The organism is Streptomyces sp. NPDC086787, assembly GCF_044745865.1.
GTDB lineage: Bacteria > Actinomycetota > Actinomycetes > Streptomycetales > Streptomycetaceae > Streptomyces.
In genome coordinates this window covers 1-19,724 of the sequence record NZ_JBIVBC010000033.1, presented here as the reverse complement: position 1 = coordinate 19,724, position 19,724 = coordinate 1, and the positions used below count along the sequence as shown (strand labels likewise).

The window sequence follows — 19,724 nt, the reverse complement described above, 5'->3', positions numbered from 1 at the left end:
GGGGCTGTCACGTTGCCCGGTGGGTGAGATGATCTTCGGGTTGGTCGCGGGTGGGAGGGGCTTGTCGTGGAGAGCGCGTCGCCGTCGTACAGGGGCCACCGCTACCCGGCAGAGGTCATCGCGCACTGCGTGTGGCTGTACTTCCGGTTCCCGCTCAGCTTCCGTGAGGTCGAGGAGCTGATGCTCCAGCGTGGGGTGAGCGTCTCCTACGAGACGGTGCGCCGCTGGTGTGTGAAGTTCGGCCAGTCCTACGCTGACGGCCTGCGCCGCCGCAAGCCCGAGCCCGGCGATAAATGGCATCTTGACGAGGTCTTCGTGAAGATCGGCGGCGAGCGGCGGTACCTCTGGCGGGCCGTCGACCAGCACGGCGACGTCCTGGACATTCTCGTGCAGTCCCGGCGGGACGCGAAGGCCGCGAAACGGTTCATGGCCAGGCTCATGAAGAAGCAGTGCCGCGTCCCGCGGGTGCTGGTCACCGGCAAGCTGAAGAGCTACGGCGTCGCCCACCGTGAACTCATGGCCTCGGTCGAGCACCGTTCCCACAAGGGGCTGAACAACCGGGCCGAGAACAGTCACCAGCCGACGCGGCAGCGTGAGCGCGCGATGAAGTACTTCCGCCCGCCCGGCGCCGCACAACGGTTCCTGTCCGCGTTCAGCGGCATCTCACCCCACTTCAGGCCCCGACGGCATCTCCTGACCGCCACTGAGTACCGCTTCGAGATGACCCTCCGCTTCACCCTCTGGGACCACATCACCGGCGCGGCCCTCCAGCCTGCCGCGGCCTGACCCAAGACCCGAAACCCGACCAACCAGGCACACCCCCAGACGACCACACCCCCGACAACGTGACAGCGCCGTGCCGAGGGGCCGCATTGGGGTGCTGCATCGCATTCAGTTTCCACACGACGGAGATGCTCCAGATGCGCGGTTCTGCCCACTGACTTCCAGACCTTGATGAGGCTTCTGCAACACCTTTAGCGCCATTCCGGGGGGATGTGCGCCAACTGCTCAAGGATGTTCCAGTCTTGCGGTTGATGGCGTGGGGATTTCCAGACTGCGCCGTTCGCAACCCATTCGGCTCGGTAGTTCCGAACCTTCACGAAGTCCTCGTCCTCAAGGCCTGACTCCATTCCGCAGCACAGACAGATGACGTACTGCGGAACTCCGTACTCCCACGTCGCCACGTCCTCGAAGTCGAATCCGCAGATTCGGCAGATATACTCAGGATTTGCATCCATGTAGTCCCCTGTGGTTCCTGTATTCACTTGATCTCAGTTCCGCGGCCAGGTTCCTTCAGCCAGTCCTCGAGCGTCGTTCGATACCCTCCCTTGTTGTTGACTGGGTCGTAAGGCTTCGGTTTGTACATGGTCTGAGGGATTCCCTCCTTGTTGAACGCCGACCACGTCTTGGTGGTCTCGTCGAACACGGCCATGTTATCGCCGCTCTGCTTGAAGATCCGATAGCCTTTCGCTGGTTTGCCGTTCCTGGCCAATGCACTGTAGCCGTGGGCGATTTCGACGTACTGCTTTGCGTTGTCCAGTTCCGGGAACTCGGCCTTGTGCTTCGTCCAGTGGGACAGTGCGTTCGCAGCTCCGGAACTCTGCCTTCCGGTACTCCAGATGTGCGCAGGCTTACCCACTGCCTTCTGAGCCTTGATGAAGGCTTCAGCGCCGTGGAATGTGTTCTTGCCCCACTTGGAGCCGGTGGCTCCCCAGCCGATGAACGGGATTGCTGAGGCTGCGGAGAGGGAGGCGTTGAGTGCGTCGCCTTCGAGTCCGTACCAGCCTGAGTTTGCGAGGTCAGCGAACTCGCCGACGCCCGGAATCAATCCGGCGCCGTCCAGGAGCGTGTGTCCGACACCGGAAAGCATGTCCCAGACGCTCGTATCGTCGTCGGCCGCGGCGTCGGCGAGAGCTTCTTCCATCTCCTGCAGCGCAGCGAGGTTCTCGCGGTTCTCTTCCTTGAGTGCAGCCTCGGCCTCTTCGCGGGTCTTCGCCGCATAGACGGCGAGTGCGTCTTTGGCTGCTTTGTCGGCGGCCTCGGAGTCTTTGCCGGCTGCGATCGCGGACTGCTTGGCCTCGTTGGCGTAGGACCAGGCCGTATCGGCTGAGCCACGGGCGGCGGTTGCGGACGACTCGGCGAGGGCTGCGGAGTGGTTGGCTTCGCGTGCGGATTGCCTGGCTTGTTCCTCGGCCTCGGTGGCCTGCTTCGCCGACTCGGCAGCGCGGTTGGCGGACTCGGTGGCCTTCTTGGCCGATTCAGCCGCCTGATCGGCGTACCCCTGGGCCTTGTTCTTCGAGGCCTCGGCCTGTCTGCGGTACTGATTGGCCTCAGTGGCGCGCTTGCGGGCGTCGGCTGCGACGGCCTGGGCCCGGTCGGCGTTCTCCTGTGCAGTGGCCGCGACTTTGGCGGCGTCCTGGATCAGCTTGCTGATCTGCAGGTCGTGAGTTGCCGCGAGCAGGTCCTTGCGCTTGGCCTTGAGCTGGCCGGAGACGGCGAACTCGCGCAGGGCAGAAGCCGGCGCTTTGAGGGCGATGCAGGCGGCGACCGTCGCTTCGCTGACGGAGCACTTGTCGGGAGCGGCGGTGGAGCCCCCGTCGGCGAGACCCGCGGCGATGAGGCGGTCGTCGTCGTACTGCGCCATGAACTGCCCGGTGACGAGGAACTGGCGGTACTTCTCCTCCGAGCCCGAGTTCAGGGCGGCGCGGCCACTCTCTTGGACGTTGGGGCCGCCCTTGCTGATGATCTGGGCGATCTGCACGCGGAAGTCGTCGGACGCGGCCGCGTACTGGCCCGTCTCCAGGAAGGTGCTGATCTTGGTGGCGTCGCCGGAGAGCGCGGCCACCGCCTGGGTTCGGACCGGCTCGATCTCCGAGAGGAGGGCGAGGTTCTCGACCCGGGTGCGGTCGTCCTGCTGGGCGGCCTGGGTCCATCCGGTACGGATGTAGTCGGTGACGTCCTTGTCCGTGCCCGCGAGGGCGACCTCGGCAGCCGTACGGCTCCAGGGGCCCCTGACCTTCATCGCGCTGACGGCGATCTTGCGGGCCTTGTGGGCAACGTCCTCGGCGTCGGCGCCGGGCGCGTTGGCCTCCGCGGCAAGTCTCCCGGCCTCGGCCTCCAGGTCCTGCGCCTGCTTGACTGCGTCTTTGCGCGCCTGGTCGAAGGCAGCGGTGGAGTCGGCCAAGGCGATGGCTTTCTCCATGCCGCTGTTCGCACGTTCGGCGCGGTCCTCTTTCTCGATCTGCAGTGCCAGCTCGTGGGTCTTGACGGCCTTGGCGACCGCGTCCGACGCGCGGGTGGCGGCCTCCTGGGCCGCCTTGGCGTGAGCGGTGGACTGCGTGGCCGCCGTGGCGGCCTCACCGGCGTGTTCGGCTGCCTCGTCGGCTGCCTTGGCAGCGTTGCGGGCATGCGTGGCCGCCGAACGGGCGTCATCGCGCGCGTCCCGGGCTGCCTGGGCCGACTTGCGGGCCAGGTTCCTGGCCTCCTGGGCGGCCCGGGAGGCTTCCTTGGCCTGGCGTTCGGCGCGGGCAGCGGCGTTCCTGGCCGTCTGGGAGTGCACACCAGCCTGGTCGGCGAAGTCACTGGCGCTCTTGGCGGCGTTTGCCGCGTTCTGCGCGTTGGTGCCGGCCTGGCTGGCGGCGTCGGCGGCATCCGCCGCACGGTCCGCGGCGATGCCGGCCTGGTCGGAGGCCTCCGCCGCAGTGTCGGCGCCCTGGGCCGCAGTCCTGGCGCTTTCCGCTGCGGTACGTGCTTTGGACGCATCGCTCGCGTTCACGGCTGCGGCGGCTGCCGCACCGCGTGCAGTGGAGGCTGCGTCGGCGGCGCCCGCGGCTGCCGAGGCGGCCTGGGCCGCAGCGTTGGCAGCGATGCGGGCGGAGTTGTTGGCGGCCCGTGCGGCACTGATGGCCTGCTGGGCCGCGGAGGCGGCCTGATCGGCGGCCTTGGCCGCGCGGCCCGCTGCAGCGGCGGCGCTGAGTGCGTCGTTGCGCGCGAGTTCGGTCTCCTTGGCCGCCTCCTCAGCAGCCTTCTTGGCCAGCGCCGCGGCTACAGTGGCGCGTTTGGAGGTCTCCTCCGCGGCCTTGGTCTCCACCATGGCCTGGCGTCCAGCTTCGACGGCTTGCTTTGAGAGCTCGCCAATCGTGGCGTGCTCCCGGTCCCGGTCGCGGGCGATGTGCTGGCCCACCTCCAGGAACTCTCGGACGTCGGCCGGGCTGCCCTTCAAAGCGATCTTGCCCGCGGCCCGTACGTTTGGCCCGCCGGTGCTCAGGATCTGGGCCAGTTGCAGCCGTTCGTCATCCTCGCGCGCAGTGTACTGGCCCTTGTTGAGGAACGCCTGAACGTCGGTGGCCGACCCGTTGAGCGCGGCCTTGCCGGCCTCCTGGACACCGGGCCCGCCGGCGTCCATCAGCTGGGCGACACGGAGCCTCTGGTCCTCCTCGAGAGGATGCTTCCACCCGTCGCTGAGAAACGCCTGCAGATCCACGTCGGGTGTCGACAGTGCCTTGCGGGCCGCTTCCTGGACATTGACGCCGCCCACCGTGGCGATCTGTGCCACAGAGACGCGGTCGTCGTCGACCTGGAGCCCGGGGGCCACCTTGTCGAGGAAGTTCTTCACCTCGGCGTCGGTGCCTGTGAGGGCGACCTCGGCGGCAGCCTTGACGCCAGGTCCGCCTTCCTTCCAGAGCTCGACGACCTTGCCACGGTCGGTGGCGGGTATCGCGCTGACCGGACCCTCGTCGTCGTCGAAGCCGTCGTCGGCCAGAGCCGGTGCGGAGCCCATCAACCCGACGACCAGGGCAACCGGCAGCAGGCTCACCAACAGCGTCCGCAGGGTGCGCCACGCCCTTCTCGCGTGCTGGGGTGCACGCAGTCTTCGCCTCAAGATCACTCATCTCATAGCCGACGGCACATCGCTCGCCGGAATCGGGATCGAGGGAGCAGCTGGAAAGTTCCAAGTCTGAATGTCGCGTTCAAAACTGGCGAACGCGATCCGCCCCCACTCGGCATGTGCGGCGTGTGGCGCCAGAATCAGAGGTCACTGAAAGCAACTGAGTGCACATAGTCCGAGTTGGTCCGTACTTTACCCCGCCTTAACCAAGACTCGTGAACCAGGGCGTGGTGATCTAGTTCACCTTATTCCGATTTGACACGCGTTGTGAGCACGTAGTTCCTTTACAGCTGAGATTCGCTGATGAGTGTCTGAATACTCCGCGTGTGGCGCTGCGAGTTTCCTGTCGCTCAACTCGCGGCTGACCGCAGCCGTTTCCCGGAAGGACGCCCTCAGGTGTTCACGCATGCCCGCAAGCTGATTGCCGGCGCTGGCATCGCTGGTGCCGCCGCCCTGGCTCTAGCTGTGCCCGCCCTTGCCTCACCACCCGCCGGTGCCACTGCGGCTGACACGTCGATGCCGTACGCCGTCGAGACCTTCGACTACCCCAACGCAGCGCAGATCCTCGAACAGAAGATGATCAAGCTGATCCGCGGTGATGGCCACATCGTCCTCGCCGACTGCGACAGCTCCGACAAGGCGCAGATCAGCGTCCAGGTCACCCGTGGCCCCGACGAGCAGAACAAGCCCAAGCTTTTCTGCTTCCGAGCCACCGCCAAGTCCGGCTTCCTCACCCTCGAAGTGCCGCGCGTGTTCTACATCGAGACCGCCGACCACCCGGTGACGGCGAAGCTGACCACGGACGCCGGTGACTCCCAGACCGTCAACGTCGACAAAAACGACTTCGAGACTGTCGGCCAGGGACTTGGCAAGCCGATGACGACCCTGGTCGAGCTGCGCGTCACCAGCTGACCTCCGCAGCCCGGCTCGGGGCTGCTTCACATAGCGGTCTCCGGGTGGCTCGGTGGCCTGCCAGCCACCCAAGGCACCCGCCCGCGTGAAGGTGCCATGCCGCCTCTCTCCGACCCGCCACCACCTGCACGCACTGCCCCTTCTTCTCTGGGGCTACGCCTTCAGCTCGACAAGGAAAGCCATGCCTGTTAGACGTTCCCGCACCATCTGGTCCACCGGTTTGAGTGTGTCAGCGGTTGCTGCGCTCATTGTTCCCGCGAGTGCTGCTACTGGCCCGAAGGCCGTGGACAGTTTCGGGTTCACCGCGCGGCTGACCGTCGGTGAGGGGGAGACGGCGCGTGGTTGCTCGGGGGTGCTGGTGTCCCGTGAGTGGGTGGTGACCGCCGCGTCCTGCTTCGCGGACGACCCCGCCCAGGTCGTCGCTGGCAAGCCGAAGCTGAAGACCACGGTCACGGTCAGCCGCGCCGACCTGTCCGCCGGTACTGCTCACAGCAGTGAGGTCGCCGAGCTGGTTCCCGCGGCGGGGCGTGATGTGGTGATGGCCCGTCTGTCGGTGTCCGCTCCCGCCGACGTGCCTGTGGTGTCGCTGGCCGACACCCCCCTGGCCGCTGGTGACGGGGCGACGTTCTCCGGGCTCGGCCGCACCAGCACCGAGTGGGTGCCCGGTGCCGCGCACACCTCGGCCCTCACCGTCGACAGTGTCAACGGCACCACCCTCGCCCTCTCCGGTAAGACCAGCAGTGACTCGGTCTGCCAGGGTGATTCCGGCGGACCGGTCCTGCGCGAGAGCGACAACGGCGCCGAACTTGTCGGCATCGCAACCCATTCCTGGCGCGGCGGCTGCCTGGGCGAGAGCGAGACCCGCAACAACGCCGAAGCGCAGCGCACGGACGACCTCAGTGAATGGATCAGCGCCACCGCCCACCGCGCCTGGACCCGCCAGCTCGCTGCCGGCGACTTCACCGGCGACGGCAAACCGGACGCGCTCGCCGTCGACGGGACCGACGGCAACCTCTACGCCCACCCCGGCGACGGCAAGGGTGGTTTCACCGGCCGCCGCCAGATCGGCATCCAGTGGAACACCACCCCCGTCATCACCGCCGGGGACTTCACCGGTGACAACAAGTCCGACATCGTCGCCATCCGCGACGACGGCACACTGCTCACCTACCCCGGCGACGGCAACGGCGGGTTCGGCCACACCATCACGGCCGGCACCGGCTGGAACAGCATGCGCCTGCTGGCCGCCGGAGACCTCACCGGCGACAAGAAGACCGACCTGCTCGCCGCCCACGACAACGGCACCCTCTACATCTACCCCGGTGACGGCAAGGGAGGAGTCGGACGCGGCATCACGGCCGGCACCGGCTGGGACGGCATCCGCCTCATCGCCGTCGGCGACTACAACGGCGACGGCAAAGCCGACGCCACCGCCATCAACAACAACGGCACCCTCTACAGCTACACCAACAACGGCAAGAACGCCTTCAACACCGGCACCGCAGTCGGCACCGGCTGGAAGACCACCCGCCTGATCACCGGCGGCGACTTCAACAACGACGGCAAAGCCGACCTCCTCGCCCTACGCAACGCCACCACCTTCTACACCTACCCCGGCGACAACAAGGGCCACTTCTCCACCCCCGTCACCACCCAGCCCTAACCCCCACCCCCACATGGCCGGACGGCCCCAGCCCCACACAGGCTCGGGCCGCCCGGCCACCCGTGTTCCAGGGTCCCATCATCATCACGGAGGTGAGGTAGACATGGATCTGCGGGACCTGAACCCGACAAGTCTGAGACGGACCCCCGAGAAGGATGTCAGCCCCGGCGACCACCGGTGCGGGTGGCGGACGGTGAGGTCCATGGCGGAGAACGCGCCGTCGTGGATGCGCAGGGCGAGGCGGTCGCGGTGCAGGACGTCGAGCACGTCGAGCATGTGCTGGTTGCCGCGCACGGGGTGGAGCGGGTCTCCAGCCCGAGGGAAGGCCGAACTCCAGCTTCGCGGAATGGTCTGGGACGCCAGCGGCTGACTCAGCCGGCTGGTGATGGCTTTCGCGTTCTCGCATCGAGCAACGGTCCCAGTTCGCGTGCCACGGTCCTCAGGGCGCGGTCGTCGCGTTCGGTCCGGGCGATCAGCAGGGCGCCCTCCAGCGCGCTGATCATGAGCGTGGCAAGTGGCTCGGCCTGGTCCGCCGTGACTCCCATGTTCGTCAGCGCCTCGGCCACCGGACGCGTCCAGCGCGCGAACGCGTCCGCGGCGGCATCACGGGTGGAGTCGGTGGACTGCGCGCAGTCGACGGTCGCTGCGGCGACCGGACAGCCTCCCTCGAAGCCGGACGCCCGGTACTCGTCCGTCCATTGCCGTACCATCGCGGCGAACAGTCCGCTCGGTGTGGGTTCGGACAGCGCCGCGAGGAAGCGCGCCACGCGGTCGGCTGCGTACCGTCCGGCCCAGGCCACCGCCTCGTTGACGAGTTGTTCCTTGCCACCCGGGAAGTAGTGCTGGAGCGAGCCGCGAGGGGCGCCAGCGTGCGCGGCTACCTCACGCATTCCTGTCGCGGTGACGCCGTCGCGCCGGATCAACTGGGCCGCGCTGAAGACCATCCGCTCGCGCGGCCCCCGCTCGGACACCGCCATCGCCGACCTCCCGACTCACCGCGGATCATTCTCCTCACTCTATGACCGCAGTCATAATGCTCGCTACTATGACCACTGTCATAGCGGCACCACGGAGGGCGGCCCATCGTGCACGTTGGCTTCATCGGTCTCGGAGTCATGGGACAGCCCATGGCGCTCCGGCTGGTCCGCTCCGGCACATCGCTGACCGTCTGGAACCGCACCGCGGCCCGCACCGAGCCGCTGCGCGCGGCCGGGGCCGAGACGGCGGCGGACCCGGCCGAGGTCTTCGCCAGGGCCGATGTCGTGATCCTCATGCTGGCGGACGACCAGGCGATCGACTCCACCCTGGGCCGCGGCACCGCCAACTTCGCCGCCCGGGTCGCCGGACGGATCGTCGTCCACATGGGGACGACCTCTCCGGACTACTCCCGCAGCCTGGAGACAGAGGTCCGCGCGGCCGGCGGGCGGTATGTCGAGGCGCCGGTCTCCGGTTCCCGGGTGCCAGCGGAGAACGGGCAGTTGGTGGCGATGCTCGCCGGGGACGAGGCCGCGGTGGGCATCGTACGACCGTTGCTCGCACCGTTGTGCCGCGAGACCTTCGTCTGCGGCCCCACCCCGAACGCCCTGCTGATGAAGCTCTCGGTGAACCTGTTCCTGATCACGCTGGTGACCGGGCTCTCGGAGGCATACCACTTCGCGGACCGCAGCGGCCTGGACCGGCGCCAGTTCCTGAACGTGGTGGACGCCGGTCCCATGGCCAGCGATGTCTCCAGGATGAAGGCCACGAAGCTGCACGCGCGCGACTTCGCGGTCCAGGCGGCGGCCCACGACGTCCTGAAGAACAACCGGCTGATCGCCGAAACCGCTCGCACGACGGGTGTCGCCTCGCCGCTCCTGGACGTCTGCCACACCCTGTTCGAGGAGACCGTGACGCTGGGGCACGGCGGTGAGGACATGGTGGCCGTTCTGCGCGCCATCGAGACCCGCACCGCGGGCGACGCGACGGCCTCGGCAGGTACGGGGGAAAGGTAGGTCGGCGGGCGGCTGCGGCGCCGAGGCCCGGAACTGGGCCCAGCCCGGTATCGCGATCCGAATGGCGCCCTGCGCGGTGACCGGGGCCCGTTGGCCTGCCACACCCTCCTCGACTCCACGAGGTGCTGCCGTGAGTGATCAGCCTCGTCCCACTGAAGCCGGCGACGACGCCGTCGCCCTCCGGGAGGCGAGTCGGAACTATCTTCAGATGGTGGCGCAGTCCTGTGGCGAGGAGTACGACGCGCCTTGGGCCTGGAACGAGTTCGGTCTGTGGGTTCCCCCCGAGGATCCGTCCGCGTTCGAGGAGATGCAGTGGATCTTCGGCGACTGCAGCCCCGAGGACCCCGCCAGGTGCTGTCACGTTGACCGGAGGGTGAGATGATCTTCGGGTTGGTCGTAGCCGGGAGGGGCCTGGCGTGGAGAGTGCGTCGCCGTCGTACAAGGGGCACCGCTACCCGGCAGAGATCATCGCGCACTGCGTGTGGCTGTACTTCCGCTTCCCGCTCAGCTACCGCGAGGTGGAAGAGCTGATGCTTCAGCGCGGGGTGACCCTCTCCCATGAGACGGTGCGCCGCTGGTGTGGGAAGTTCGGCCAGTCCCACGCCGACGGCCTGCGGTGCCGCAGGCCCGAGCCCGGCGATAAATGGCATCTCGACGAGGTCTTCGTGCAGATCGGCGGCGAGCGACAGTACCTGTGGCGGGCCGTCGACCAGCACGGCGACGTCCTGGACATTCTCGTGCAGTCCAGACGCGACGCGAAGCCGGCCAGGCGTTTCATGGCCAAGCTCATGAAGAAGCAGTGCCGCGTCCCTCGGGTCCTCGTCACCGACAAGCTGAAGAGCTACGGCGTCGCCCACCGCGAACTCATGGCCCCGGTCGAGCACCGCTCGCACAAGGGGCTGAACAACCGGGCCGAGAACAGTCACCAGCCGACGCGGCAGCGTGAGCGCGCGATGAAGTACTTCCGCTCGCCCGGCGCCGCACAACGGTTCCTGTCCGCGTTCAGCGGCCTCTCACCCCACTTCCGACCCCGACGGCACCTCCTGACCGCCACCCAGTACCGCTTCGAGATGCCACTCCGCTTCACCCTCTGGGACCACATCACCAGCAGCATCGCCTGTCCGCCGTGGCCTGACCCAGGAACCGAAACCCGACCCTCACATGCCCTGACACACCATCAGCCGATTACATGCCGGACAACGTGGCAGCACCGCTGGTAGGTACTGAGGAGCTTGACTCCAGAGAACCCCGCGTTACTGCGGAGCTACCCGCTCCCCACATGTCTTCGGAACAAGATCAGCACGCACGTTATCGGGACCCCGTCAGGGGCTGACCTGTCTGGCTGAGGCGACGGCGTCGCGGTAGAGGGAGGTGCGATAGATACCGGCCGCAGCGGAGTTGACGACCGTTACGAGCAGCATGACGGCGATGACCGTTGCAAAGCTGGCGAAGAGGATGGCCAGGCTGTCCGAGTCCACCGCAAGGATCAGAACCACGATCGCGCCGATTACGACCAGCGTGGTCGTGAGGAAAAGCTTGAGGCCACCGACCACCCACCGGCCGAGCGAGCGACGCCCGAGCGAGAGCGACCGGCGCAAGCTGGCCACGATTCCTCTTCCCTCGACGACGATGACGGGCAGCGTGAAGAAGGTCAGCAGCGACCAGGAGAATCCGAGCAGTTCGAAGAGCGTGGAGAGACCGGCGAGCGACTCCCCGGTCCGCAACAATGAGCCGGCGACCAGCGAGAGAAGACTCCAGGAGAGGAGGGTGGGCAGGCGTCGGCCGGTCGCGCGCAGCGAGGCGCCCAGCGGAAGGCGCTCGCCGCCGAGGAGCGCATGTACGGAGTGGAGCAGGGCGGCGGTGAAGATGCCGCTGAGCGCAAAGGCAGTCCATAGTACGAGCGCGATCGCGGCGGACTGGGTCTGGGTGGGAGCTCCGCCGTGCTCGACTCGATACCAGATCCCTTGCAGCAGAAGCGGCCAGGAGGCCGCCAGAACCGCTGCGACAGTCGAGAGACCGAGTACCGGGAAGCAAAGCAGGCCGGGGCGCTGACGCAGCACGCGTGCTGTCGTACGTATGATCCCGAGCTTCATCTGGGCCTCTCACGTGTCAGGTGGGCGCAGATTACACGCGTCCACCTCGGACCTTTACGTGGTGTGGTAGAGCAGTGAGCAGACGCAGTGGACGTTGCCGTCGCGTCTGGAGGTAGAGCGCGCGGATTCCGGCCACCTACATCATCGGGTCGCCGTGCATCTGCCAGGTCACCGACCGCGGACTGAACAGACCAGGGTCGCCGGAACGGTGTTCTGTCATGAACGCGGGCACCCTCACAGTGTGACCGGGTCAGAGCGGCCCGTAGGGCCAGTTACCAGTCTCGCCCCAGGCTCCGTCGAAGTCCCCCGTCTCGGCGGCCTCCTCCCGCCACCCCAGGTACTCCGGCCGGGGACTGGGGAAGTCGCTCTGTCCGAACGGGTTGGGCAGTTCACCGCGCATGAGCCTGACCAGGAACTCGGCCATCCCGCAGTCGAACTCCAGCCACGGGCTGTCGTCGCAACTGTGCTGACGACGGCTGACCACCGTGGTCCACTGCTCGGGGTTCGGCGACCCGCAGCGCCAGAAGACGCTGTCCGCAGTGGAGCTCGAGCCCCAGCGCAGCAGCCCGCCGGGCGGCGCGTCCGGGCGCGCCGCGGCGTACTCGGCCGCGTACTCGCCCATGAAAGCCGCGTCGACCAGCAGCATGTTGTACGCGGAGCCTTCGACCGGAGGCGTGAAGACGCACAGGAAGTCGTCCATCGCCCCGCCGCCGTAGTGAGCCACGAAGTCCCGGTAGTCGGCAGGCAGCAGCAAGCCGCTGGCCGACTGGACCTCGTCCCAGTCGACGACGTCCCCGCCGGGCGCCGGCGGGTCCATTCGAGTGAGCAGCGCCTCGACCGCCCAGTGCATGCGCGCTCCCGTTCAAACAGGTGGTGCCCTCCGCAGGCCCCGTACCCGGGTGCCTGCGGAGGGCGAGGTGTATCGAGCATATGACGCGGTCAGCTCGTCGGAACGTCCTTCTTGTCTCTGGAGTCGATCACGGTGCCCAGAATTCTTTCTGCCCTGCGGGCTGGACATCAGGTTCGGTACGGACGTCTTCATGGTCCCCTCGTAGTTGCCCGCCGCGTCCCAGAGCACGGCTGCCATCTCGAAGGACTGCGGTACCGTGCGCCGCCCCTTGTAGACTGGGACGACTGTGTAACCGACCGTGTAACCGCCGTTCGTGATCAGCGTCTGCACCTCGTTCTCGAACTTCTTCATGTTGTCCATGGCACCCATGCCGCCTCCGCTCTTGACGTAGTCGTTAGCGTCACGGCCGCAGGTGGCCAGGTTGCGCAGGTCGGTACCGGAACCGCTGAGCTGGTTTCCGAGCAGGTGGCAGTTGTTGACGGTGTGCCTGGTAGGCACGGCGCCCACGAACTGCGCGTATTTTACGGCCCAGTTGCGATCTCCCGGTTACGTGACAGTGGAGTGAGGGACAGTGAGGGTCTGTGCGTTGGTGCTGGTCAGCGTTGGTTCCCAGGGTGGAGCTCACTGTCATGGATGTGAGAGATCGCGGTGATTCCACTGTCACGGGGCGGTATTCGTGCAGGTGGTGCATTGACACGAAACCGAGAGATCGCACCCAGAAACACCGTTCGATTTACAGACCCAGTTGTCCAGTGGGGCCAGCTTTGGTGCATGGTCACAACCGGGCTGTGACTGAGCGCGATAGTTGGCCTTTGAGCACCCTGGTTGGCCTTGAGCGCGATGGTTGGCGCGGGAGCACCCTGAGTGGGGTGTGCCGGGCAGTCTGGGCCCCGCCGGGGAGGCCCTTCGCGTCGGGTGCGACTCTGGGCGGATGCACGAGACAGCTGCAGCTCTGGCGACCGCTCGGTGGCCCCTCACCGCGGGCCGGGAAGCCGACTGGTTGCGGGACCTGACCTCCGATGACGGACTGACGGGGTTCATGCCGCCGGCGCTGCCCGACGCTGTCTGGGTGCTTCACTCCATGTACGAGCACGAGCTCGGACCGACGGGCATGTCCTACGTCGAGTACGAGCGGCGCGTGCTCCTGGGCGGCGGGCCCGAGATCGTCCCAGGTCTGGACCCGGCAGACGTGATGGACGCGGTCCCCGGTGAGCACCCCGGACCTCGTTGGCGCCGACTGCGATGGACGGAGCTCGCGCGCCGGATCGGTGACCCGACCGTGCCTGAGGGACGCCTGCCGTGCCACAGCTCTTTCCCATCGATCGCGCCGCGCCCCTGGCCGGTCGGGATCCAGGTCCCGTCCGAAGGCAGCATGGACCGGGCCGCCTGGAACCGCCTGATCACGATCCTCACCCAGCACAGCCCGCAGGGCACCGACACCCCCTGCCTGGCCTACTACAGCCCGCTGCTGCATGGAGCCGATGACTTCGACAACCTGCACATCCGCACCGGCACGCTCGCGGACGCCCACGTGCTGTACGACCACCCTGAGGAGGACGGCTGGAGCCCGTCCAACCTCTGGCCGCGGGACCAGTCCTGGGTACTGTGCACGGACTACGACCTCTGGGCCACCAAGGTGGCCGGCCCGACCGCGCTGATCGAAGCCCTCCTCAACGACGGGGACCTCGAAGCCGTACGGCTTCCCTGGGCTACCTGACCGGCCGGGGCGGAGCTGTGCATCGGAGTTGTCCATCCGCGCCATCTACCGTGCTCAGTCACACCTGGTGCAGACGCAAGCCGCGTGGAACGCCACCTACGACGCGCTCGCTGCACCGCGCCTCCGCGACACCAGCGCCCTGCGCCGCTGCCTGCTGCTTCTGTCTGTGCGGCTGTGGTGGCATCCGTACTGGGAGACCGCCCCCTCGGTGTCGGCGGCCCGCTCCGAGCTGCGCCACTTCGCCCGTGCCCACGGAGCCGTCCGGGCCGTGTGACCGTTCGGCTCGACCAGCCAGGAGCACGGGTTGCGCCAGGGGTTGCGCCTATCTGTTGCGCTGGGTGTTGCGCCACGGGTTGCGGCCGCCTCCATCCTCAACTTCTCGCGGAATGACCGCCGTTCGTCGCTCAGTCCGCCCCCTTGCGCATACCTCATGCGGTCGGCATACCGCAAGGATCATGAGGCGTCAGCCCCTACGACACCACGCTTTGAAGGTCAGTAATTGGGGTATCTCGAGGTATCGAAACCACGTGGATTCGATGCGAGTAGCCGCGGTTCCACCGCCTCAGCGCCAGGCGGGCGGAACGCTGGAGATCTGAGCAATGAGGTCCCAGTTCTCCGGTCGGACTTCCGGGGTGTCCCAGGCAGCACCTTGGCCTACCCAGTAGCCCCGGAATGCTCGGACTCCGTCCAGGGTGCCGTCATGGATTCCGGACTGGGCGCCGCAGCAGGGGCAGATGATGTCGGTCGGCCAGCCGCCTTCGTCCCGGTACAGATCACCGTCCGAGAATCCGCAGACACGGCAGATCGTCTCACTCTTGTCGTCGTCTTGGCTCGCCTCGGTCATTTGCGCTCGAACCCCTGTCCCTGGAGGTGCGTTTCGAGGTCAGCCTCGGTGAATCCTCGCGGATTCTCCGGCGTCAGGGCACGAACCGGGCCGTGGGCCACCACCTGGTCTGGCCTCGCCGATGTCCTCCGCGCGATCGAGCAGGACACCGCTCAATAGCCACCACACACGCTACGTGATGTGGAACTACGAGTCACACTGGAGTACTAACGGGATGTTCTTGATCTGCTCCCTTCCCGCTAGCGCCATTCTCGGGGAATTTTCGTGAGCTGCTTCACCAAGTCCCAGCCGGGAGGTTGTTCCTTTTGGCGGAACCAGCGAGCTCCCTGGCCAATCCAGTATCCGCGGTACTCGCGAGCACCCTGCAAGCTGAGAGCCTGGATACCGGACTCGGCGCCGCAGCAGGGGCAGATGGCATTCGTCGCCCACGTGTCCTCGTAGAAGAGACCACCGTCGCTGTAGCCGCAGACGCGGCAGATATCCTCGTCTTCTTCGCTTCGCATTTGCACCCTCCTCAACTATTTTTCAGACGCAATCTGTCTACTTGCGCTCGATGCCCTGATCGTTCAGGTAATCCTTGAGTGTAGGGTATCTTGAGGTATCGAACCCACGTGGAGCTGTGCATAGATCCCGGGTGGCCGTGTATTGTGACCTCATGTTTTCACCTGTAGAAAATGTTTGGTCCCCGGCGCATCAGGCCATTGAAGATGGTAACCTCGATGCTTTGGCCTGCCTCTTGGATGCTGGAGTTGACCCCAATGAAGTTTGCTCTGGATTGACCCTATTGGCGCACGCTGTTGATTATGAGGCCGATACTGCCATTCAAGCAGGTGACGAAATGAGGGTGACCTTCACTGCTGTTCTCTTTGCATACGGCGCTTCGCCGCAGTCGATTAATGGCAGCGTGGACCCGTTGGGCTTGGCGGATTCCTATGGGCATGCAATGGCTAAGCGGCTCATTGAGCGATTTAGTACTCCAGCTGTAGATCGTGATCTTCATGTCTGGGATGCGGCTTGCCGTCGGTAATGACTGGTGCGGAATCGGGCCTGATGGCGACGTCGCCAGTCGGACCAGCCGAGTCGGTGGGCCATGTCGTGCAGCGGCTGGACGACGACCGTGGTGAACAGGCGCTGGATCTCGTTGCAGGACAGCGGGACCAGGTCGGCTGGCCCGGGACGGTAGGCGTGTTCGTCTGCGCGGGCGACCGCGAGGAAGGCGTGGGCGAGCATGGCCAGGGTGACCCAGCGGGCCCAGGAGGGGTAGCGGCGGACCTGGTGCTCGTCGAGTCCCGCCAGCCGCTTCTCGGTCTGGAAAGTCTCCTCCACCCGCCACCTGGAGCCGGCGACCTTGACCAGTGCGGCCAGGGGAACCGGCCCGGTCGAATGACAGCGGTAGTAGGCGAGTTCGCCGGTGGTGCGGTTGCGGCGGATCAGCAGCTGGCGCCTGCCCGGCGCTGAGTCGGCGAGGTCGATGACGGCCCAGTCGTAGAACCGCTGCCCCTTCGCACCAGGTCCGGCTGAGAGCTTCTGCCAGGCCCGCTTCGGAACCTTCTTTGCCAGCGCGTCGGCGCGGAAGGTGCCCGCGCTGGTGGACAATTCGGCCGAACAGGCCACGGCGAGGACATAGCCGATGCCGCGTTCCTCCAGAGCCGTGCGCAGTTTCGGGTTGCCGCCGTAGACCTCGTCACCGGTGACCCAGTCCGCGTGGTGTCCGACGTCCAGGAAGCGTTCGATCATCGTGCGGGCCAGTTCGGGCTTGGTCGCGAAGACGGTGTCCTCGCCGAGCCCCGCTGCCCGGCAGCGGTCCGGGTCACATGTCCAGGAGCGCGGGATGTACAGCTCCCGGGGTCCACCGCCGCGTGTCCCCGCTCGCCCGCGTAGACGAGGTAGACGGCGACCTGGGAGTTCTCGATCCGCCCGGCGGTGCCGGTGTACTGGCGCTGGACCCCGATGGTGTGGGTGCCCTTCTTCAGGTCACCGGTCTCGTCGACGACCAGCACCGCTTCCTCATCGTGGAGGTGCTCGACGACGTATTCGCGTACGTCGTCGCGGACGGCGTCGGCATCCCAGGAGGCCCGGCACAGCAGGTGCTGCATGCCGTGCGGAGTCCTCTCCCCGGCCCACTCCGCGATCGTCCAGCAGTTTTTGCGCGGCAGGTCCGACAGCAGGCCCAGCACCAACCGCCCGGCCCGCAGCCGGGGTTCGACCCGGGAGAACCGGCCCGCAATCCGGCTCATGGCCACCTCGAACGCCTCCCGCCACCGGGCGGGATCTATGCTGTGGCCCGCGGCCACCGTCTCATTGTTAGTCCACACAACTCACGATGATCAACGGTGGCCGCACCGCTGCGGTGTCTCCTGTCAGTCCCGGACGAGACAGAACGGGTGACCTGCCGGATCCGCGAAGATGCGCCAACTGCGCTTCCCGGTCCCCTCATCGAGCAGTGAGGCGCCCAGATTGAGAACGTCCTCCTGAGCTCGGTTCAGGTCCGGGACACCCAGGTCGAGATGGAACTGCTGGGGCCGAGCGGGATCCGGCCACCGTGGCGGCTGATGGTCTTCCACCCGCTGGAAAGCCAGCACGAGCCCGTCGGTGTGGAGCGTCGCCCAACCGTCGCCGAGTGACCACCGCGGATCCGGCTGGTTCACTACGCCGCCGAGAAGCGACTGGTAGAACCGGGACAGCTCAACGACATCGGCACAGTCCAACACCACACACTGCAGCTTGGCGATCATGAAGGGCAGCGTCTCACGGCGCCTGATCACGATCTACAGCTGGAGTACTAAGGTCTGTCTGAGGATCATGCGACCGCCCCCCTTGGAGGTCATCGTTTCGCTCGTAGGGCGGGTGATCTGGCAGACGACGAGTGGACGGGATCGCGCTGTATCTCTGGCGCTGTCCGAGCGGGGCACGAGCGGCATTGACGTCGGCACGACCGACCCGAAGTCCAGGAGAAGCCGTCCTGTGGGCTGGTGGGTCTTCACCACACTCGTTGCGCTCCTCGATCCAGATGCGCCCGAGAGCCTGGAGGCACTGCGCATCCCTGATGCCGTCGCACCGCACTGCGGTGCGTGTACGACGCGACCGCCTGGGCGTGAGACCCGTGCCTCGCCCGCCTGTTTACCGTTTCGCCTGGTCACAGTGTTGCTACGCAGTGGGCCCAGGTGGTGCTGGGGGTTCCTCGACACGATGCGGGAAGCCGCGTGACACGCTATCGCGAATTTGCGGATTCGACTTCGAGGACGTGGCGACGTGGGAGTACGGAGTGACGCAGTACGTCATCTGTCTGTGCTGCGGAATGGAGTCCGGCCTTGAAGGAGAACGCTCTGATGGAGAGAAGAGAAGAGTGGGAGCTGCGAGGGCTCCGTCCGAGGCAACTCGTTCGATGCGTCGTCGCCGGCCACCGAGATCGTTTTGGGATTGACGTGCGAATTATTAGCCCAATCGTCCCGAATCCCTGGGCGTTCGTCGATTTCGTGCTGCTGGCCGAGCGGGGGGTGCAAGTAACACCTGCGGATTTTCCTGCAACGGGAGCTGAAATCAAAGCCGTGACTGTAGACATCATGCCTGATGGAGAGTTGCGGCTGGATGCGAGACCTTCATCTGTCCAAGAGATCGAGGCGTTGTAAATAGGGCTGTGCCGACCTCCGCACCAATGGTTCCCTGGGCCAGTGTGCGGATGTATCGAGATCCTGTTCGAGGAGGTTGCCGCTGGGCGTTCGAAGTTGGCAGCGGCCTCCGCATTCGAGCTGCTGATGGAGTGTCTGGATCTTGTAGATAGATTGCGCACCTACCAGCAGACGGCTGAGGGACATCTGACGGAGCGCTTGCATGCTACGAATAAGCGGCTCGATCGCCTCTACGGAAACTGACTCAGGGCGATGGTCGGGCTGGGTGGCGCGGCGAATCCCCTTGTCGGTGGTTGCGGTCGGTGGTTGTGGTTATCTCACGCAATACGATCACCGGCCGGCGGCTTCGCCGGGTTTTTCTTGGCTTTCCGCTCGACGGCACGAGGCCATGCCCGCGACTCCTGATCAGACGAATGTCTCATGAGTCACGCTGAGCGCGAAGAACACAAGCACGCCGACCACGTCACGGGGTTGCCCGGCGTGCTGCGGGGTTGCACGGTGGACGCGATCGAGACGACCGGCTTCGAGGAGCCACCCGACCAGGCAGAGTTCGTAAGAAGGGAGGCGGCCCGGCGGCACATCCCGCTCACCCACGCCGTCGCCGGTGAACGATGGCCTGCCGGTCCGCTCACCGGGCAGGTGCTCTGGCCGCAGCCACCGAGTCCGGTCGCGCCCGAGCCTGACGGCCCCAACGATGCGAGCGTGGCGATGCTCGTGCGCCCCGCGGGGCTGCGACTGCTGCTCGGCGACTTGGAACCCGGCCAAGTTCGAGAAGGAGATCATCCTGGAGGGCTTCGACTTCAACACCTCCCAGGCCGTCACCGCAGCCATTCTCACCGTGAGCCTTCTCCAACCTGCTTTGTTGGGGCGGCAGTTGGCGTGACAGATGGGTGAAGCCCCTGGTAGACGGGTTTACGACCAAGCTCACCCGTTCCGCCAGAGGCTTCATGTGCTTGTCTACGGTGCTGTCACGTTGCCCGGTGGGTGAGATGATCTTCGGGTTGGTCGCGGGTGGGAGGGGCTTGTCGTGGAGAGCGTGTCACCGTCGTACAGGGGCCACCGCTACCCGGCAGAGGTCATCGCGCACTGCGTGTGGCTGTACTTCCGGTTCCCGCTCAGCTTCCGTGAGGTCGAGGA

General features: G+C 66.4%; 19 protein-coding genes and 3 pseudogenes. 12 read left to right on the top strand and 10 right to left on the bottom strand.

What is annotated here, in order from left to right:
- The first annotated feature begins 66 nt into the window (after positions 1-66).
- The gene (locus ACIPK3_RS33605; protein WP_402575938.1) at positions 67-786 is read left to right on the top strand and encodes an IS6 family transposase; all 720 of its coding nucleotides are present in this window, start codon (positions 67-69) and stop codon (positions 784-786) included.
- Between the two features lie 475 nt (positions 787-1,261).
- Here ACIPK3_RS33605 and ACIPK3_RS33600 read toward each other — a convergent pair whose 3' ends face one another.
- Positions 1,262-4,816, bottom strand: coding sequence for a hypothetical protein (locus tag ACIPK3_RS33600; RefSeq protein WP_402575936.1), 3,555 nt, complete (start codon positions 4,814-4,816; stop codon positions 1,262-1,264).
- A 468-nt stretch (positions 4,817-5,284) separates the two neighbouring features.
- Between ACIPK3_RS33600 and ACIPK3_RS33595 the strand changes: the two genes are divergently transcribed.
- Together ACIPK3_RS33595 and ACIPK3_RS33590 are read left to right on the top strand one after the other, a co-directional pair.
- On the top strand, positions 5,285-5,800 hold the full coding sequence (locus ACIPK3_RS33595; RefSeq protein WP_402575934.1) for a hypothetical protein: 516 nt from the start codon (positions 5,285-5,287) through the stop codon (positions 5,798-5,800).
- Between the two features lie 283 nt (positions 5,801-6,083).
- A complete protein-coding gene (locus ACIPK3_RS33590) occupies positions 6,084-7,463 on the top strand; it encodes an FG-GAP-like repeat-containing protein (RefSeq protein ID WP_402575932.1) in 1,380 nt (459 codons plus the stop codon).
- Between the two features lie 84 nt (positions 7,464-7,547).
- Here the strand turns inward: ACIPK3_RS33590 and ACIPK3_RS33585 are convergent, their stop codons facing one another.
- Together ACIPK3_RS33585 and ACIPK3_RS33580 are read right to left on the bottom strand one after the other, a co-directional pair.
- Positions 7,548-7,757, bottom strand: coding sequence for a hypothetical protein (locus ACIPK3_RS33585; protein ID WP_402575930.1), 210 nt, complete (start codon positions 7,755-7,757; stop codon positions 7,548-7,550).
- Between the two features lie 77 nt (positions 7,758-7,834).
- Positions 7,835-8,440 carry a TetR/AcrR family transcriptional regulator gene (locus tag ACIPK3_RS33580; RefSeq protein ID WP_402575928.1) on the bottom strand — a complete coding sequence of 202 codons (606 nt, stop codon included), beginning with the start codon at positions 8,438-8,440 and terminating at the stop codon, positions 7,835-7,837.
- Between the two features lie 108 nt (positions 8,441-8,548).
- Here ACIPK3_RS33580 and ACIPK3_RS33575 point away from each other — a divergent pair, with 108 nt between their 5' ends.
- From ACIPK3_RS33575 to ACIPK3_RS33565, 3 genes are all read left to right on the top strand, one after another.
- On the top strand, positions 8,549-9,454 hold the full coding sequence (locus ACIPK3_RS33575; protein WP_402575926.1) for an NAD(P)-dependent oxidoreductase: 906 nt from the start codon (positions 8,549-8,551) through the stop codon (positions 9,452-9,454).
- Positions 9,455-9,584: 130 nt separating this feature from the next.
- A complete protein-coding gene (locus ACIPK3_RS33570; RefSeq protein WP_402575924.1) occupies positions 9,585-9,836 on the top strand; it encodes a hypothetical protein in 252 nt (83 codons plus the stop codon).
- A 34-nt stretch (positions 9,837-9,870) separates the two neighbouring features.
- On the top strand, positions 9,871-10,674 hold the full coding sequence (locus tag ACIPK3_RS33565) for an IS6 family transposase (protein WP_402575922.1): 804 nt from the start codon (positions 9,871-9,873) through the stop codon (positions 10,672-10,674).
- Positions 10,675-10,776: 102 nt separating this feature from the next.
- Here ACIPK3_RS33565 and ACIPK3_RS33560 read toward each other — a convergent pair whose 3' ends face one another.
- The 3 genes from ACIPK3_RS33560 to ACIPK3_RS33550 form a co-directional block, all read right to left on the bottom strand.
- Entirely contained in the window at positions 10,777-11,547 is a 771-nt protein-coding gene (locus tag ACIPK3_RS33560) for a DUF6159 family protein (protein ID WP_402575920.1), read from the bottom strand.
- A gap of 250 nt (positions 11,548-11,797) precedes the next feature.
- Entirely contained in the window at positions 11,798-12,397 is a 600-nt protein-coding gene (locus tag ACIPK3_RS33555; protein ID WP_402575918.1) for an SMI1/KNR4 family protein, read from the bottom strand.
- A gap of 12 nt (positions 12,398-12,409) precedes the next feature.
- Positions 12,410-12,895 carry a DNA/RNA non-specific endonuclease gene (locus ACIPK3_RS33550; protein WP_402575916.1) on the bottom strand — a complete coding sequence of 162 codons (486 nt, stop codon included), beginning with the start codon at positions 12,893-12,895 and terminating at the stop codon, positions 12,410-12,412.
- A 433-nt stretch (positions 12,896-13,328) separates the two neighbouring features.
- Here ACIPK3_RS33550 and ACIPK3_RS33545 point away from each other — a divergent pair, with 433 nt between their 5' ends.
- Positions 13,329-14,114 (top strand): hypothetical protein, encoded by a 786-nt coding sequence (locus ACIPK3_RS33545; protein WP_402575914.1) that lies wholly within the window; start codon positions 13,329-13,331, stop codon positions 14,112-14,114.
- Positions 14,115-14,178: 64 nt separating this feature from the next.
- Entirely contained in the window at positions 14,179-14,388 is a 210-nt protein-coding gene (locus tag ACIPK3_RS33540) for a hypothetical protein (RefSeq protein ID WP_402575940.1), read from the top strand.
- 288 nt (positions 14,389-14,676) lie between these two features.
- On the opposite strand, the gene ACIPK3_RS33535 is transcribed toward ACIPK3_RS33540, so the two are convergent.
- Both ACIPK3_RS33535 and ACIPK3_RS33530 read right to left on the bottom strand, forming a co-directional pair.
- Positions 14,677-14,958 (bottom strand): hypothetical protein, encoded by a 282-nt coding sequence (locus ACIPK3_RS33535; RefSeq protein WP_402575912.1) that lies wholly within the window; start codon positions 14,956-14,958, stop codon positions 14,677-14,679.
- A 239-nt stretch (positions 14,959-15,197) separates the two neighbouring features.
- The gene (locus ACIPK3_RS33530) at positions 15,198-15,461 is read right to left on the bottom strand and encodes a hypothetical protein (protein WP_402575910.1); all 264 of its coding nucleotides are present in this window, start codon (positions 15,459-15,461) and stop codon (positions 15,198-15,200) included.
- 152 nt (positions 15,462-15,613) lie between these two features.
- On the opposite strand from ACIPK3_RS33530, the gene ACIPK3_RS33525 reads away from it, so the two are divergent.
- Positions 15,614-15,985, top strand: a complete 372-nt coding sequence (locus tag ACIPK3_RS33525; protein WP_402575908.1) for an ankyrin repeat domain-containing protein — start codon at positions 15,614-15,616, stop codon at positions 15,983-15,985.
- On the opposite strand, the pseudogene ACIPK3_RS33520 reads toward ACIPK3_RS33525, so the two are convergent.
- Positions 15,955-17,195, bottom strand: a pseudogene (locus ACIPK3_RS33520) (IS701 family transposase). The gene ACIPK3_RS33525 and the pseudogene ACIPK3_RS33520 sit on opposite strands and share 31 nt — an antisense overlap.
- A 123-nt stretch (positions 17,196-17,318) precedes the next feature.
- A complete protein-coding gene (locus ACIPK3_RS33515; protein ID WP_402575906.1) occupies positions 17,319-17,693 on the bottom strand; it encodes a VOC family protein in 375 nt (124 codons plus the stop codon).
- 576 nt (positions 17,694-18,269) lie between these two features.
- On the opposite strand from ACIPK3_RS33515, the gene ACIPK3_RS33510 reads away from it, so the two are divergent.
- The 3 genes and pseudogenes from ACIPK3_RS33510 to ACIPK3_RS33500 all read left to right on the top strand — a co-directional run.
- Positions 18,270-18,587 carry a hypothetical protein gene (locus ACIPK3_RS33510; protein ID WP_402575904.1) on the top strand — a complete coding sequence of 106 codons (318 nt, stop codon included), beginning with the start codon at positions 18,270-18,272 and terminating at the stop codon, positions 18,585-18,587.
- A gap of 444 nt (positions 18,588-19,031) precedes the next feature.
- A pseudogene (locus ACIPK3_RS33505) lies at positions 19,032-19,481 on the top strand (hypothetical protein); the annotation flags it as partial.
- 133 nt (positions 19,482-19,614) lie between these two features.
- Positions 19,615-19,724, top strand: a pseudogene (locus ACIPK3_RS33500) (IS6 family transposase); the annotation flags it as partial.